This is a genomic window from Ruegeria sp. EL01 (genome assembly GCF_900313035.1).
Classification (GTDB): Bacteria; Pseudomonadota; Alphaproteobacteria; order Rhodobacterales; family Rhodobacteraceae; genus Ruegeria.
In genome coordinates this window covers 162,797-176,447 of record NZ_OMPS01000046.1, presented here as the reverse complement: position 1 = coordinate 176,447, position 13,651 = coordinate 162,797, and the positions used below count along the sequence as shown (strand labels likewise).

The window sequence follows — 13,651 nt, the reverse complement described above, 5'->3', positions numbered from 1 at the left end:
ACGCCCACACGCTTTGAAAAACTCAAGCCCTTGCAAATCTCCCCAAAAAGAACAAAAACGAACAAATCGAAGATCACCGGAGCCGCATATGTCGCTTTCTTTTCGCCAATCCGACATTCTGAATATGGCCAAACAAAACGGCCGTGTGGCGGTCGACGATTTGGCCGCGAAGTTCGGCGTGACGGTCCAGACCATCCGCAGGGATCTGTCTGAACTGTCGGACCTGGGCAAGCTGGACCGGGTGCATGGCGGTGCGGTTTTGCGATCAGGCGTCTCCAATATCGGGTACGAGGACCGACGCAGCCTGAACGAAGACGCCAAGACACAGATTGCGCAACTTTGTGCTGCGGACATTCCGGCCGGGGTATCGGTGTTCATGAACATCGGAACGTCGACCGAGGCTGTTGCGCGCCAATTGCTGAGTCACAAGAACCTGATGGTGGTGACCAACAATATGAATGTCGCAAATATTCTGGTCGAGAACCCAGAGTGTGAGATCGTTGTCGCAGGTGGAATTCTGCGCCGTTCGGATGGTGGGTTGATCGGCAACCTGACCGTCTCGACCATCAGGCAATTCAAGTTCGACTATGCCATTGTCGGATGTTCCGCACTGGATGCCGACGGCGATCTTATGGATTTCGATTTTCAGGAGGTGCTTGTCAGCCAGACCATCATCGAACAGGCACGGCGTACGTTTCTGGTTGCCGATCACTCAAAGTTCCAACGCTCTGCCCCGGCGCGCATCGCGTCCCTGACCGACATCGACTCGTTTTACACAGATTGCCCGCTGCCTGACGATCTAACCCGAAAACTGGCCGATTGGGACACATCACTCCGCGTGACGTAGCCCCATCGCCATTCTGTTTTGAACACCAATACCTCTCACTATCCTTGCAAGACAAGGTTGGTCCTGACAGTATTCTCAAACATTGCCATCGCAAACGGATTGGGAGAACCAGGCCATGATAGCGCTTTTATTTGCGTTACTTACAGTCGTCATGGGGTTAAGTTATTTCAAGATGACAATGGCCGCCAATACGCTGTTCTTCATCACACTGGCGTTGAGTGTCTACTGGTTGAAATTCCACGCAACCAGCCAACTGACCATTCAACTATAGGAGGTCGTGATGACACCGGAATTGTCCAGAACCTTAAACGCCTTTGGAATGTTGGCTGTCAGCCTGGTGCTGATACTGGCCTATCTCTATCAGTTCAAACTGGATGAACTACCGTGCCCTCTTTGCTTGTTGCAACGCGTCGGATTTGTTGCTGTCGGCGTTGGACTTGGCCTCAACCTGCTGTATGGGTCACGTCCGCAACACTATGCTATTGTGCTGATTGCCGCGCTGTTCGGCGGCAGCGTATCCGTGCGTCAAATTCTCCTTCATATCGTTCCGGGAACAGGTCACTACGGGTCGCCTGTTTTGGGCTTGCACTATTACACTTGGGCCGCGATTTGCTTTTTTCTGATCCTATTGGGTACAGCCATCATGCTGCTGTTCGATCGCCAATATGTCGAAGATTCCAAAACCGAGCCCCGCTTCGGAGGCAGTACCCTCGCTAAATCCGCCTTCTTCATCATGCTGGGATTGGCCGCCTTGAATGCTGTTTCGACATTGATTGAATGCGGTCCAGGCATTTGTGCCGACCCACCGACCAGCTACAAATTGATTGACGAATTGGGCACCAACAACTGAGGATGGGACAACCTTCCTGAAACGAGGAACGCGCATGGGACTTTTGGGCCAGCCGCTGGGCTATTATGACTATCTGACATTCGTTGCATTGATCCTGATTTTGGCGGCTGTGATGGGGCTGTTTCTGTTCATAATGGGTCTGCCTGGACGGATCGCGATCAAGCGCAATCATCCCCATGCCGAGGCCGTGAAGATCATGGGGTGGATGGGGTTCTTGGCCGTCGTTCCCTGGGTACATGCCTTTATGTGGGCGTTCCACGACGGCATGACCGTTGATATTCGCCGCTTGCCCGAAGACGAACGCGACGCCATCCGGAAAGAGATCGAACGTCTGGGCGGCACGGTCAAAGAAGAATATCTGCCCGCTTCTGACGAGACGCGGAAAAGCTAAGGCTTAAGGAATCAAAATATTATGTTCGTCGCTCTTGGCATCACGCTTTTCTACATCATTTTCGTCTGGTTCATTTTCTTCAAGGCGCAATGGCTGAAGTTCAGCATCACCTGGGGGATTGTCTCGTTCTGGGTCGGGGCGCATCTGTTGCTGATCTTTCTTGTCGCGCTGCGGTTTTTTCAGCCCTTCTCTGTCGACAGTCACGTGGTACGCTCAACAATCCAGATCGTGCCAAAACTGACCCAGCCAACGATTCTGACCGAAGTGTTGGTGGAACCAAACACTCAGATCACCAAGGGCGATCCCCTGTATCGCTTTGACGACACGATTTTCTCGCTTGCGGTCGACAACGCCAATGCCCAATTGGTTGCGGCGGAACAAAATGCCAAGATTCTTGAACAGGACGTGATCGCCTCGACCGAAGCGGTCGAACGGGCCAACGCGCAGCTGGCTTACGCCCTGACGCAAAAGGCACGCTATGAAAATCTTGTCCCTGCCGGCGGTGCCCGGCAGGACGAACTGGATCGCTGGAACGAGCAGGTTACCGAAGATCAGGCATCCGTCAAACAGGCCGAAGCAAACCTTCAAAAGGCACAGCTGGCATTGGAGTCGCAGATCGACGGGGTCAACACCGGTATCCTTCAGGCGCAAGCCCAGTTGGCCGAGGCCGAATACTTCCTTGAAAACACGACAATCTACGCCCCTGAAAACGGCATGATCGTTTCGCAACAGGCACGCCCCGGATTGGTGGTCGGAGATATCCGACTTGGGGCCATTGCCAGTTTTGTGACCGAAGACAGCCCCTATATTCTGGCGACGTTTCGGCAGCAAAACCTGAAATTTGTCGAACCGGGGCAAGAGGTTGAGGTGGCTCTGGACCTTTACCCCGGCGAAATTCTACCCGGCAAAGTCGAGGCGATCTGGTGGGCCACGCGCCAAGGGCAGTATCTGCCATCAGGCCGCCTGCCCGGTTTTGAGCTGCCGAAGATTCCCGGGCGGATCGCGGTACAGATCACCGTAGATGTCCCCGAGAAACATACGTTTCCGGCGGGTGGCCACGCGGCCGTCGCGATTTACACTGGCCAAGGCCAAACCTTTGAGTTTCTGCGGCGCATCAACATCCGCCTCTATTCATTCGCCAACTTCATTCGACCGCTGGATATTTAAGGACACGCATCATGACACGGGCCACATCCTTTCGCAGACTGATGGGAACTGCCCTTTGCACTGCAGTGCTTGTCGCGTGCACCCCTGTCGGCCCCGATTTCGTCCGGCCGAATTCACCCGTCGTCAAACAGTGGATCGAGGTGAACAGCCCCAGTGTCGGCCAAAGCGGGCTAACTTCGCGCAGTGCGCCGGTGGTCAAATGGTGGGAGACGTTCAACGATCCGACCCTGAACAAGTTGATCGCCGAAGCATATGCGCAAAACCTGACTTTGCAGGTGGCCGGTGCCCGCGTGCTGCAGGCCCGCGCGCAACTGGGCATCGCCTTCGGCGAGCTCTATCCACAATCACAGGCGATCGGCGGATCGCTGGAACGGCGACAGATCAGTGATAACCTTGCCCCTGTCGCGGACATCAACCGGATCATCCCATTGGATACCGAGTTTTCCACGTCGCAGGTTGGATTTGATGCGCAGTGGGAACTGGATGTCTGGGGCGCGCAGCGGCGCGGTGTTCAGGCGGCTCGGTCGAACCTGGCCTTGCAGGTGGCAAACTATGATGACGCGCTGGTCACACTGACCGGCGATGTAGCGGCCCTGTATGTCAATATCCGGGCCTTGCAGGAGTCGCTGTTTGTGGCCCGCGATAATATTAAGCTGCAACAGGAATCCGCAGACCTGACCCAGCTTCGGTTTGATAACGGTGTCACGACCGAGCTGGACGTGCAGGAATCCAAGGCGCTTTTGAACAACACCAAAGCGCTGGTGCCCGAGTTGGAAAGCGATTTGCAGCAAACCAAGAACGCGTTGGCGGTTCTGTTGGGCACCACCCCGTCACGCATGACCAGCCTGCTGGGCAACTCGGGACGGATTCCATCGGCACGGTCCAATGTCTCGGTTGGTATTCCGGCCGAGTTGCTGCGCCGGCGTCCAGATGTGCGCGCCGCCGAACTGGCCGCCGCCACGCAATCAGCACAGGTCGGGATTGCCATGGCGGACCTGTATCCGCAGTTTGTCCTGTCTGGATCTATCGGCTTGCAGGCCTCGGGCGGGCGGGATCTGTTCAGCTCAAACAGCACCACCGGGCTGGCAAGCGCGGGCGTTGTTTGGAACGTGTTGAATTACGGGCGGATCAAGAACAATGTGCGCGCGCAGGACGCCGCCTATCAGGCGCTGATCGCCAACTATCAGAACACCGTTCTGACGGCTTATTCCGAGGTCGAAAGCGCCATGGTTGCCTACGTGCAGGCGCGCAAACAGGTCGGGTTCTATCAACAGAGCGTGGACGCGTCGCGTAAGGCCGCGGACATCGCCATCAGTCAGTACAGGGATGGGATCGCCAGCTATTCACGTATCCTGAACACACAAACCGCGCTTTTGCGGTCGCAGGCCAACCTGATCCAGGCACGCCAACAGGTCTCGAGCAATCTGGTAGCGGTCTACAAAGGCTTGGGCGGCGGCTGGCAGATCCGTCAAAATCAGGAATTCCTGCCCGAAACGGTGTTGGCTGAAATGGCATATCGGACCGATTGGGGGGACCTGCTGGAACAGGCCCCAACACGCGCCAGCCTGAACTGACAGCTATTTCGTCAATCCGCGCAACCCGCCCGAGATCAGAATATTTACCTCATACAGAATCCGCGGTGCCGCAAGGCCGCCAGGGCTAGCCAGGTAATTTGGGCTCCATTCTGGGTCGAATTTTTGCTTGAACGATCGCAGCCCCTCAAAGTGATAGAACTGCTCACCATGTTCATAGACGAACCCACCGATCTTGTTCCAAATCGACGCCAGCTGACGGTTTTCGATCCCCGAGAACGGTGCCGCGCCCAACGAAAACCAGTGAAAGCCCTGCTCGGACCCCCATGCCATCATTTCTGCAAACAGCGCATCCATAACAAAGCTGGGGCTGTCAGGCTCATACCGCATCAGGTCCAGCGAAAGCTCGGATTTATTGCCGCCCTGAAACAGATTGGCAAAGGCCATGATTTTGCCGGTATCACCGTCTCTCAGCACGGCATGGTCGAAGTAAGACAGGTAATCATCGTCGAACCCGCCTAAGGCGAACCCCTTCTCGGCCCCGGCCTTCTTTTCCAGCCAGTGATCGGAAATCTGACGCAGTTCCGGCAGTACAGGCGCAAGATCTTCCTTGGCAATAATCTCGAACACATAGCCTTCTCGCTCGGCCCGGTTCTTGGCTTGCCTAAACCGCTTGCGAGGCTTTCCATCCAACGAGAAATCTTCCAACGGCACGCGCGCGACCTCGCCGATTTTCAGGATCGACAGGCCAAGATCCAGAAACGTGGGCAGGTACTTGGTCGAAACACTGTAAAACGCACAGAGCTTCCCTTCGCGATCTGCCATCTCGCGCAACTGCCAGATCAGTTGTTGTCCGGCCGTTTCATCCCCAACAGGTTCGCCTTTAGAGACTATGGCGTTTCCAGTATCGGCGTAGGCGATAAAGGCAGTCTCATCCGGTGAAATCAGAAATTGCTTGTCACCCGTCAGGGAAATCTGAGACTCCGTATCCTCACTTTCCATAACAAGCTTTTCAACCGCCTTGGGGATACCGACGCGCGCTGGCGCTGGGATTTCGCGACCAAACAATGAGTTCACTGCGACGACGCCAAGGATGACGGCAACCACTAGGCTCGACCTTAAGAAACGCGACGCATCCCCGTTCCACGCAAACTCCCACCATAAAGCGTTCTGATACTGAACATGGGAATAGGCAAAAAGGCCGACCCAGAAGACAACTGCCAACAAGGCAATGACGCTGGCCAGCCATGGGATGTTCAGCCTGAAGATCGACGCACCACTGACGCGATAGAACGCGCCTCTGAAGGTGGCAAGCAACGCAATGGTGCCCACCATGCTGATCGCTTCGTGGGTGTCCAAACCCTTGGCCAGCGAGGCGGCAAATCCCGCCACCATCAGCAGCATGGCAACAACCCATGCGCGGTAGAGTTTGCGGAACAAACCGCGCGACACCAGGATAAGCAAAACACCCACGGCGCTGCCGGCCAGATGTGATGCTTCGACAAAAGACAGGGGCAGAAATTCGCGCAAGACACCCAGATTCTGGCTATCGGACGGCAACGCGCCCGAGACCAGAAGGATCACACCGGCCACGGCCGCCACACCAGCAGCAACCATTGGCACCATGGGACGGATAACGCGATAGACCCATGTCGCCGCCCCGCCGATCCGGCGGCGTTGGGTCAGTGCCGAAGCGACACCGATCGACAAGCTTGCAATGGCAAAAGGCAGGAAGGTGTAAACCACGCGGTACAGCAGCAGCGCGGCAATTACGTCGGATCGGCCTGAGGCGCCGAGACCAGCGATCAGCGTCGCCTCGAAAACGCCAATGCCGCCTGGCGCATGGCTGAGGATTCCGACGGCAATCGCTGCAATATAGATCGTAAAGAAATACGGAAATCCGACGCCCAGATCATCCGGCATCAGAACATACAGCGCCATAGATGCGCCAAACAGGTCGCCAAGCGCGGCCAGCGTAAGCAGACCAGCCAGCTTGCCTCCGGGCAGATCAAACCCTACCCCGGCAAAGGCCAATCGGCGCCCACCGCTGGACAGCCAGATGAACAAAATCACCAAGCCAGCGAGCATGCAAAGCCCGATGATGGTTTCGGTCGTTTCGCTGATGGGCATGACCTTGGAGATCCCGTCCGGGTGCAACGTCAGCAGAACACCCAAAATCAGAATCAATCCCATCCAGAATGCGACCCAGGATGTGGCAATCACCCCAGCCACGCGACCCAGATCCAACCCCAACGATGCATAGATCCGGTACCGAATTGCAGTCCCCGTGATGTACGAAAACCCGAGACAATTGGAGACTGCGTATCCACTCGCGCCTGCCATACCGGCCACGGGCAACGGCACCTTACCACCCGCAACGCTTTGAACTGCGAAGACGTCATAAAATGATAGTGACGCAAAACTGAATGCGGTCCAGCAGAGGGCGAAGAACATCAGTTTCCATGACGTTGCCGCAATGTCGGTTTGCACATCTGACCATTTCACATGCGCAGACAGATCATGCAAAATCGTCAGTGCCATCAACGTGATAAAGACCGGTATCGCAATCCGAACCCAAGGCTTTTCAACGAGCGTGGCAAGTTTTTCTGCCCAATTCACGGCTTTGGAGCCTGCGTTTTGATCTTGTGTCGCCATGCTTAAGATATCCGCCCCAGCCATTATCGTGCGCAACCCCGCACCCCATCAAAACGACAGGTGAGGCTTGTGTCACCCTCAATGAAATTCTGTCACAATTTCCTTCAAGCTCAAAGCACTACAAGGAATCTGCACGATCAGAGTTAAAACCGGCCTTTGCGTGTTGAAAGCAGCAGGTTCGTTTCTGACCGGTTGATGCCTTCCATCCGTCGGATTTGAAACAGCACCTCGTCGAGCTCGGCCAGCGTTTCCGTGCCGATCTCGGCGATCAGATCCCAGCTTCCGTTTGTCGAATGCACCGCACGGACCTGCCGCATAGCTGCAATTCTGGCCATGGTCCTTTCCGTGCCTCGTCCTTCGATTTCCAGCATCATCAAGCCACGCACCGGACTTTGCGCCACGTCACGGCGGGTCAGGACCGTAAAGCCAACGATTTCACCTGATTGCTTTAGACGCTGTAGCCTGCTGCGCACGGTTGTGCGGGTCACGCCAAGGGTTTCTGCAAGCTCGGACAAAGATGCCCGGGCATCTCTGTGCAGGGCGCTGAGCAGGCGAGTGTCCAAATCGTCCATATTTATTTCCCATTTCGGATTTCTTGTATTCATATTGAACAATTTGCTTTCTTCACGCAAGACGTACTGACAGGCTAAATGAGCACATGGATATGAAAGATATAATACTGATCGGCGCACCCATGGACGCCGGCAAGCGCCGACAAGGTTGTCGAATGGGCCCGGACGCCTACCGCGTTGCAGGTCTGCAAGACGCACTGACAGACCTTGGTCACACCGTGAATGATCGGGGGAATGTTCGCCCCGAAGATGTCGATGTGCCCGAGCACTCGCATTTGTTTTCGCTGCCCGAATGCATCGGCTGGACACAAGCCCTGAGCCAGGCGGCACAGGATTCTGCGCCGCAGGGCGTTCCCATCTTCATGGGTGGTGACCACGCCTTGTCGATGGGCACCGTTGCGGGAATGGCCGCCCATGCCAAACAGATCGGACGCCCTTTGTTCGTGCTCTGGCTTGATGCACACAGCGATTTTCATACGCCCAACAGCACCGGCAGTGGCAACTTGCACGGCACGCCCGTCGCCTATTTCACCGGGCAATCCGGTTTTGACGCTTTTCCACCTCTGCCCGATGTCGTCCCGACGGACAGGGTAGGCATGATCGGATTGCGCTCGGTCGACCCGGCCGAACGCGCCGAGCTTGAGCAAGAGCGCGCCATGCTTGCAGACATGCGCAGCATTGACGAAAATGGGATCAAAGCCCCGCTCATGGCATTTTTGGACCGAGTAAGGGCAGAAAATGGTATCCTGCACGTGTCATTGGATGTCGATTTCCTTGATCCTGCTATCGCCCCTGCCGTCGGCACCACCGTGCCCGGCGGCGCGACCGAGCGTGAAGCGCATCTCGCCATGGAATTGCTACATGAAAGCGGATTGGTCTGCTCGCTCGATCTGGTCGAACTGAACCCGTTCCTGGATGAGCGTGGACGGACCGCGAAATTGATGGTTGATTTGGCTGCTTCACTGATGGGCCGCCGTATCTTTGACCGTCCGACACGGAGCTTCTGATGACTGCACCTTCTGACAAGGCCCTGGTGCCTTTTGTTTCCGTCGACAACATGATGCGGCTTGTTCATCATATCGGCGTCGAGCAGATGATCACGCAGATTGCCGCACAGATCGAAACCGATTTCAAGCGATGGGAGAGTTTTGACAAGACCCCCCGCATTCCGGCGCATTCACCGCATGGCGTGATCGAATTGATGCCAACTTCGGACGGTGAGGCCTATGGTTTCAAATACGTCAATGGCCACCCCAAAAACACCTCTGAAGGGCTGCAGACCGTCACGGCGTTTGGATTGTTGGCGGATGTTTACACGGGCTACCCCACCCTTTTGACTGAAATGACGATGCTCACGGCCCTTCGCACGGCCGCGACATCTGCACTGGTCGGCAGCTACCTTGCGCCCAAGAATGCCACGACGATGGCAATGATTGGCAATGGCGCTCAATCTGAGTTTCAGTGCCTTGCGTTCAAAGCCATGTGCGGGGTGGACACCGTTCGCTTGTACGACGTTGATCAGAACGCTACGGCCAAATGTGTAGCGAACCTTCAGAACAAAGGCCTGACCGTGGTGGCGTGCAAAACGCCCGAAGACGCGATCGAAGGCGCGCAGATCATCACCACCTGCACAGCCGACAAAAAGAACGCAACCATCCTGACCGACAATATGGTTGGCCCCGGCGTTCACATCAACGCAATCGGCGGAGATTGCCCAGGCAAAACCGAATTGCATCGGGACATCCTTTTACGGTCAGGGATTTTCGTCGAGTACCCTGAACAAACGCGGATCGAGGGCGAAATTCAGGCACTGGAGGCAGATCACCCAGTGACAGAGATGTGGCAGGTGATGATCGGACAGGCCACGGGCCGCACCGACGACCGCCAGATCACTCTGTTCGATAGCGTGGGGTTCGCGATCGAAGATTTTTCGGCGCTACGTTACATCAAGAATGCCATTGAAGGTACTGAATACTCTGAATCTTTAGATATGCTTGCAGATCCGGACGACCCCCGCGACCTGTTCGGGATGTTGATGCGGGCACAATAAAGAACCCGCAACATCACCCTACTCACCCCGGTTTTCGCCGGGGTGTTTTTTTATCCGGCCAATGACGGCAGGTAGAGCACGATACCAGGAAACGCGACCAGCAAGGCAATGGTCACTGCATCAGCGATGAAGAAGGGCGTCACGCCTTTAAACACGTCCTGAACGCTAAGATCCGGACGCACCCCGGCCACCACAAAACAGTTCAGACCAATGGGCGGTGTGATCAGACAGAACTCGGCCATCTTCACAACCAGAATGCCAAACCAGATGGCACACATAGGGCCTGACATGCCAAAGGCGCTTTCGGCGGCACTGACGGTCTCTCCCCCGTTCAGTGCCATCACGGCTGGGTACACCACCGGCAGTGTCAGAAGCAGCATACCGATGGCATCCATGAACATGCCCAGAACGGCATAGGCCAGCAGGATACAGATCAGGATCAGCATGGGCGACATTTCCAACGACGTGATCCAGTCTGAAAATGCACCAGGCAGGTCGGCAAACCCCAGGAAACGCACGTAAATCAGGACACCCCAGATGATCGAAAAGATCATGGCTGTCAGTTTTGCAGTTTCCAGCAGAGCGGATTTGAATTCGGGCCACCGCATCCCATGGAACAGTGCGAAACAGAACACGATGAAGGCGCCGATGGCGCCGCCTTCTGTCGGAGTACCCCAGGCCTTGTTACCAAACGGGTTGTAGACAAAGCAGATAATGATCAGGATGACCGCCACGATCGGAAAAGCTCCGGGAAGTGCGGCGAAACGTTGTTTCCATGTGAACCCTGTCACAGGGGGGCCGACGTTCTTGAACACCACCGCAATGCCAACAATCAGCAATCCATAAACAAGTGCGGAAAACGCGCCCGGAATGAACCCCGCCAACAACAGCTTGCCGACATCCTGCTCGACGATAATGGCATAGATCACCAGAATTGCGGATGGCGGGATCAGCGAAGCCAGCGTGCCCCCTGCAGCCACGACCCCCGCAGCGAAACGTTTGTTGTACCCGACGCTCAGCATCTCGGGGATGGCAATGCGGGCAAAAACGGCTGATGTCGCCACCGAAGCTCCAGACACAGCCGCAAATCCTGCCGTTGCAAAAATCGTTGAAACCGCCAACCCGCCGGGAACCCAGGCAATCCAACGTTTGGCAGCCTCGAACAGCGCGCGGGTCAAACCGGCGTAATAGGCAAGATACCCGATCAGGATAAACGTCGGGATCAGGCTGAGCGTATGTGAGGCAACCTTGGAATGCGGCACCTGTCCGGCTGTCTTCACGGCAACCGTCACCGCCTTGCCAAACCGGTCTGGGTCATAGCCGAATTTTGCCCAGAAAATCCAGACGAGCCCGATCAGCCCGGTCAGAGCGGCTGCAAAGGCCACCCGCATGCCTGTAAGCACAAGAACAAGCAGACCGCCTGTGACCCACAGGCCAATTTCAATCGTGTCCATGCGCTAGTCCTGCCCTTCAAGCTGCTCGGCCTCGGCAGCGGCCAGGGCTGCGGCATCCTGAATCAAAGGGACAGCGACTGGTGTTTTCAGCCCCAGCACAAAAGCCCGCCCATAGCCCCAGACCTGCAGAGCCAGCCGTAGGCACAAAACCGAGAATGCAACTGGTGCGAGCAATTTGGCAGGCCAAAGAGGGATACCAATGTCGATAGAGCTATCCCTGCTCCAAAGCGGGGCGCCAAAATCAAAGGACCGGTCGAAATGGGACCAACTGCCCCAGACCAGTGCAAGCATCAGGACAAGGATCAGGATCACCGAGATCAGTTCGAACAGCCACAATGCCCGTCCCTGCAGGCGCGAGATGACAATATCCATCCGAATATGCCCACCATCGCGCTGAACGTAAGAGATGCCTAGAAAAGCAATCAGCGGCATGGCTTGTTCGATCCAGTCGACATACCCGGGCAAAGGGGCGTTGAAGGCGTTGCGCCCTCCCACGGACACAACGGCCAGTACCATCAATCCAAAAACCGCCATCCCGCTGATCAGCGCCAGAACCTTCTCTGCGCGCAGCAAATGCTGATCGAGCTGGCTGAGGCGACTGCCGTCCTCCAGCACCGTGGCTTGTCCTGCCATTCCGGTGATCCCCTATTCTTGAAAATGCCGGGCGCCCAATAACGGCGCCCGGGAACTGCGATCAGTTGCCGCCGCGCTGCTGCTTCAGCGTTAGCTGCACCAGATCGTAGAGGTCCTGCCCCGGCAAGCCTTGCGCCGTCATGTCCGCGATCCATTTCTCGCGGATCGGATCAGCTGCCGTAGTACGGAATTCTTCAATCACAGCATCGTCAATCATGACTTTCTGAACGCCCTTTTCGTCCAGAACGCTGTCCCATTGCTCAAGCAGGCCTCCGTAATTCGCCAGATAGTGATCAATGGCCTCATCGACAGAGCTGTTAAGCGCCTCACGATGCTCGGCTGGCAGAGCTTCGTAAGCGTCGATATTCACCACTACCGGGCAATTGACCGTGCCGGGGTTCAGGTTGGCGGTCCACCAATCGGCTTCGTTGATTGTGCCAAAGGACAGATGCGCGTGCTGGGCAAAGGCCACGGTATCAACAACGCCGGATTCCATGGCGTTATAGGCTTCGGTCGCCGGGACGGATGTCGGCACACCGCCAACCGCCTCGAAAGCCTGCCCAAGACCACCTGTGGCCCGGACGCGCATTCCGTCGAAATCGGCAAGCTCATCACGGGGTTCGCCGGTCCCGACAATATTGTATTGGGGCATGGGTGACGTCATGATGATGCGCGCATTCCACTGCGCCATCTCGTCCTTAACAGCAGGATGATCATAGACAGCGTGGCTGACGGCAACTTCTTCATTCAGATTGTTGACGCCAAGAAACGGCAATTCCAGAACCGTAATCGCACGGTTCTTGTCCCGGTGGTAACCTGCACAGAACTGAGCCATCTCGAAGGCACCAATTTCGATACCATCCAGGTTTTCCTTGGGCTTGGACAGTCCGCCGTAGCTGACGTTGATCGTAAAATCTCCGCCGGTTTTTTCACTGACCAGCTCGGCCAGTTTCTCGACGTGCTCGGTAAAGGCGCGGCGTTTGCCCCAAACGGACGCGTTCCATTCGGTGGCTGCGGCTTCGGATACGAAGGCAACGCCAAGGGCGGCGACGGCTGCACCGCTCAACATCTTTTTCATCGTAAGTTCTCCCATTGGTGCGCCCCTTCCCGAGGCGCTTGTGAAAGAAGCTAGCGCCAACATTCGGATGTGCCAACCCTGCATGCGGGAGGTCAGGACAAGGATCGATCCGGTCACGCGTTCGGCTGAGACAGATCGGGGCTGGCAAGAGATCATTTCGACGCGATTCTAACGCCAATAAGCGTGCGTGGACATTACATTCAACCAGCTGTATTGGTTATTTTTTTTCTACTCTGTGAGATTTTATTTACCAGAAGCGCCAGTGTTGAAAAATTTATTTACAAACAAATCCAAGGATTACTGCTATTTATTTATTTCTTTTCCAAACCCATTATTATTCCGATTGTGGAGGAACGGGATCGACATTGCCCGATCGGTTGGCGAAAGATCCTAACTTAACCCAGTCCAGAGGGAGGAGCCTC

General features: G+C 55.9%; 13 protein-coding genes. 8 read left to right on the top strand and 5 right to left on the bottom strand.

Annotation, left to right across the window (positions count from 1 at the left end; translation table 11 throughout):
- Positions 1 to 88 precede the first annotated feature (88 nt).
- From D9K61_RS21295 to D9K61_RS21275, 6 genes are all read left to right on the top strand, one after another.
- Positions 89 to 847, top strand: coding sequence for a DeoR/GlpR family DNA-binding transcription regulator (locus D9K61_RS21295; RefSeq protein ID WP_120635211.1), 759 nt, complete (start codon positions 89 to 91; stop codon positions 845 to 847).
- Between the two features lie 115 nt (positions 848 to 962).
- Entirely contained in the window at positions 963 to 1,118 is a 156-nt protein-coding gene (locus D9K61_RS27055) for a DUF5993 family protein (RefSeq protein WP_162946987.1), read from the top strand.
- A gap of 9 nt (positions 1,119 to 1,127) precedes the next feature.
- The gene (locus D9K61_RS21290; protein WP_120635210.1) at positions 1,128 to 1,697 is read left to right on the top strand and encodes a disulfide bond formation protein B; all 570 of its coding nucleotides are present in this window, start codon (positions 1,128 to 1,130) and stop codon (positions 1,695 to 1,697) included.
- Between the two features lie 34 nt (positions 1,698 to 1,731).
- Positions 1,732 to 2,088 (top strand): DUF3302 domain-containing protein, encoded by a 357-nt coding sequence (locus D9K61_RS21285; RefSeq protein ID WP_120635209.1) that lies wholly within the window; start codon positions 1,732 to 1,734, stop codon positions 2,086 to 2,088.
- 21 nt (positions 2,089 to 2,109) lie between these two features.
- Positions 2,110 to 3,255 (top strand): HlyD family secretion protein, encoded by a 1,146-nt coding sequence (locus D9K61_RS21280; RefSeq protein ID WP_120635208.1) that lies wholly within the window; start codon positions 2,110 to 2,112, stop codon positions 3,253 to 3,255.
- 11 nt (positions 3,256 to 3,266) lie between these two features.
- Positions 3,267 to 4,829, top strand: a complete 1,563-nt coding sequence (locus D9K61_RS21275; protein WP_120635207.1) for an efflux transporter outer membrane subunit — start codon at positions 3,267 to 3,269, stop codon at positions 4,827 to 4,829.
- Positions 4,830 to 4,832: 3 nt separating this feature from the next.
- Here the strand turns inward: D9K61_RS21275 and mprF are convergent, their stop codons facing one another.
- Both mprF and D9K61_RS21265 read right to left on the bottom strand, forming a co-directional pair.
- Entirely contained in the window at positions 4,833 to 7,442 is a 2,610-nt protein-coding gene (gene mprF, locus D9K61_RS21270; RefSeq protein WP_120635642.1) for a bifunctional lysylphosphatidylglycerol flippase/synthetase MprF, read from the bottom strand.
- A gap of 143 nt (positions 7,443 to 7,585) precedes the next feature.
- Positions 7,586 to 8,014 carry an Lrp/AsnC family transcriptional regulator gene (locus D9K61_RS21265; RefSeq protein WP_120635206.1) on the bottom strand — a complete coding sequence of 143 codons (429 nt, stop codon included), beginning with the start codon at positions 8,012 to 8,014 and terminating at the stop codon, positions 7,586 to 7,588.
- Positions 8,015 to 8,100: 86 nt separating this feature from the next.
- Here D9K61_RS21265 and rocF point away from each other — a divergent pair, with 86 nt between their 5' ends.
- On the top strand, positions 8,101 to 9,021 hold the full coding sequence (gene rocF, locus D9K61_RS21260; protein ID WP_120635205.1) for an arginase: 921 nt from the start codon (positions 8,101 to 8,103) through the stop codon (positions 9,019 to 9,021).
- Positions 9,021 to 10,064 (top strand): ornithine cyclodeaminase, encoded by a 1,044-nt coding sequence (locus D9K61_RS21255; protein ID WP_120635204.1) that lies wholly within the window; start codon positions 9,021 to 9,023, stop codon positions 10,062 to 10,064. Before rocF ends, D9K61_RS21255 begins: the two co-directional genes overlap by 1 nt.
- 50 nt (positions 10,065 to 10,114) lie before the next feature.
- Here D9K61_RS21255 and D9K61_RS21250 read toward each other — a convergent pair whose 3' ends face one another.
- The 3 genes from D9K61_RS21250 to D9K61_RS21240 all read right to left on the bottom strand — a co-directional run bounded on the left by D9K61_RS21250 (position 10,115) and on the right by D9K61_RS21240 (position 13,229).
- Entirely contained in the window at positions 10,115 to 11,518 is a 1,404-nt protein-coding gene (locus D9K61_RS21250; RefSeq protein WP_120635203.1) for a TRAP transporter large permease, read from the bottom strand.
- Positions 11,519 to 11,521: 3 nt separating this feature from the next.
- Positions 11,522 to 12,151 (bottom strand): TRAP transporter small permease subunit, encoded by a 630-nt coding sequence (locus D9K61_RS21245; RefSeq protein ID WP_120635202.1) that lies wholly within the window; start codon positions 12,149 to 12,151, stop codon positions 11,522 to 11,524.
- Positions 12,152 to 12,212: 61 nt separating this feature from the next.
- Positions 12,213 to 13,229, bottom strand: coding sequence for a C4-dicarboxylate TRAP transporter substrate-binding protein (locus D9K61_RS21240; protein ID WP_120635641.1), 1,017 nt, complete (start codon positions 13,227 to 13,229; stop codon positions 12,213 to 12,215).
- Positions 13,230 to 13,651 lie beyond the last annotated feature (422 nt).